Source organism: Acetanaerobacterium sp. MSJ-12, assembly GCF_018917875.1.
GTDB classification, from domain to species: Bacteria; Bacillota; Clostridia; order Oscillospirales; family Ruminococcaceae; genus Bittarella; species Bittarella massiliensis.
Genome location: NZ_JAHLPK010000017.1, coordinates 1 through 2,475, shown reverse-complemented (window position 1 = coordinate 2,475; position 2,475 = coordinate 1). Strand labels below are relative to the sequence as shown.

Below are 2,475 nucleotides of genomic sequence, written 5' to 3'. Positions count from 1 at the left end.
TGCTATCTGCTGGGGTACTTACCGAAGCATACCGACTACAAGCCCACCAGTCCATATCTGAAAGAGGATTTGCGAAAGCTGGACGAGCTGTCAGAGCAGGTGCGGTATATGGGCAAATACGGCATTGAAACGCTGGACGATCTGTACACAGACAGGGAGAAAATCCAGCGGGATATGGATGCCCTCATCACTCGCCGTACCAAGCTGCAAAACAAGATCCGCCGTGCCACACCCGCCGAAAAGGAAACGCTGCGGCAGGAAAAGGCAGGTGTGACCGAGCAAATCACTACACTGCGAAAGCAGCTAAAACTGAATAAGGGTATTGAAGCCCGTTCCGCCAAAATACAGGAAAAGACGGATTTATACTTTGCCAATGAAATCTTTGCCAAAGAAGCACAGCAGCAAAAGAAACCACAAAGAAGGGAGCGTGACGCACGATGAAGGACAGAAATAATGAAATCTATGCGCATATCGACCGTATTACAGACCATCTTGCAGCGATGCCGAAGCAGGAGCGCATTGCTTGGTTTCGGCGGAGTGCCTATGTACAGCCGCTGAATTTCATCAAAGAAATCGACGGCACGGTATATGCCGTAAGAGCCTTTTTCAAAGAGGACGCAAGAGAAAATATCACCGACAAGGTGCAGCGTATCGTTTTGAACGATACAAAAAATAGGAAACAGATTTGAGGCTATTGCATTAAAGCGTTGAAGTTTACGGCCGGGTATGGTAGAATGAGCACACCTACAAATTCAATCATATCCGGCTGTGGAAAGGAGAACTATGACAAAACAACCGGATAAAATCACAGCCCTGTACTGCCGCCTGTCCCGTGACGATGAGCAGGACGGCCTGTCAGGGTCAATCAAAAATCAGCAGGCTATTTTAGAAAAATACGCACAGGAAAACGGCTTCAAAAATACCCGTGTGTTCATTGACGACGGCTGGTCGGGCACGAATTTTGCGAGACCGGCGTTCACGGAAATTATGGAGCTGGCGGAAAAAGGACGCATCGGCACCCTGATTGTAAAGGATCATTCCCGTTTGGGGCGTAATCGCTTGATTGTCGGTCAGCTATTGGAAGAAGGCTTCGACAGCCTCGGTGTTCGCTATATTGCCATTATGGACAACATCGACACCGCCAAGGGAATCAGCGACCTTGTTCCGATGCAGGACTTATTCAACGAGTGGCACGCCAAGAACACCAGCCAAAAGGTGCGCAATGTGTTCAAGAGCAAAGGAATGTCCGGCGCACCGCTGACCACCAATCCGCCCTACGGGTATCTGAAAGCCCCGGAGAGCAAAAATGGCTGGCTTGTGGATGAGGAAGCGGCCAAGACCGTGCGCCAAATCTTTGGTTGGTGCGTGGATGGCCTTGGGCCGACGCAGATCGCCAAACGCCTGAAAGCGGCAAAAGTACCTACACCCACGGAGCACTGGAGCAATATCGGCAGAAATTGCAGTAAGCTGCCTGCTGTTCCGTATAACTGGTGTTCTGCCACGGTTGCGGATATACTCGGCAAGCAGGAATACTGCGGCGATACGGTGAATTTCCGCAGCACCACCAAGTCCTTCAAGAACAAGAAGAAAATTGACAGACCGCCGGAGGAATGGCAGATTTTCAAGAATACCCATCCAGCCATCATCGACCGTGAGGTGTTCGCCTTGGTGCAGGAGCTTCGCAAGCACCGCCGCCGACCCACCAAAAGCGGCATTGTCAGTCCGTTTTCTGGGTTATTGTACTGCGCCGATTGCGGAGAAAAGCTGTATTACAGTGTCACCAACAACTACAAACGAGAACAGGCGTATTTCTTCTGCTCTTCCTATCGCAAGAACTCCGAGGTTTGCTCTGCCCACTATATCCGTGAAAAGGTAGTGGAGCAGATCGTGCTGGAAAGTATGCAGCGTATCCTACTGAATGTACAGGCATTTGAAAAAGAATTTGCCCGCAAACAGATGGATTGCTACACAGAGGACAAGAAAAAGCAGCTGGCGGCAAAGCGCCGGGAGCTATCCAAGGCGAAGAAGCGTATCGCAGAGATTGACGCTCTGATTCAGAAAATCTATGAAGATAATGCCAGCGGCAAGCTGTCCGATGAGCGCTACGCCACGCTGTCCCTGTCCTATGAGGAAGAACAGAAAACGCTGAAAGCCGCTGTGCCGGAGATGCAGGCGTTCTTGGAAACAGAGACGGACAAGACCGAGAGCTTGCAGCGCTTCATTCAGAAGGTTAAGCAGATTACGGAGCTGAAAACATTGACGCCAGAGCTGATTCACGAGTTCGTGGACAAGATCGTGGTCTATGCACCGAAAACGATTGACGGCAAGCGTGTGCAGCTTCTGGACATCTATTACAGCGGCGTGGGCATTCTCCACGAATTGACCCCGGAGGAAATGGAAGAAGCCTTCCAGCAGCACCTCATCGATCGTAACAAAGAAAAAACGGCGTAACCGCAAAGGCTACACCGTTTCAAG

The 2,475-nt window shown here is 50.5% G+C and carries 2 protein-coding genes and 1 pseudogene; all 3 read left to right on the top strand.

All coding sequences use genetic code 11. The features are described 5' to 3' along the window. Positions 1-441: pseudogene (locus KQI11_RS13000) on the top strand (hypothetical protein); the annotation flags it as partial. Next, entirely contained in the window at positions 438-689 is a 252-nt protein-coding gene (locus KQI11_RS12995; RefSeq protein ID WP_216402420.1) for a transposon-encoded TnpW family protein, read from the top strand. The pseudogene KQI11_RS13000 and the gene KQI11_RS12995, both read left to right, overlap by 4 nt. Before the next feature lie 94 nt (positions 690-783). Beyond that, a complete protein-coding gene (locus tag KQI11_RS12990; RefSeq protein WP_216402419.1) occupies positions 784-2,451 on the top strand; it encodes a recombinase family protein in 1,668 nt (555 codons plus the stop codon). Positions 2,452-2,475: the final 24 nt, after the last annotated feature.

Excerpts from the sequence above, each read along its gene's own strand:
- KQI11_RS12995 (WP_216402420.1), top strand. The coding sequence starts at position 438 with ATGAAGGACAGAAATAATGAAATCTATGCGCATATCGACCGTATTACA.
- KQI11_RS12990 (WP_216402419.1), top strand. The coding sequence starts at position 784 with ATGACAAAACAACCGGATAAAATCACAGCCCTGTACTGCCGCCTGTCC.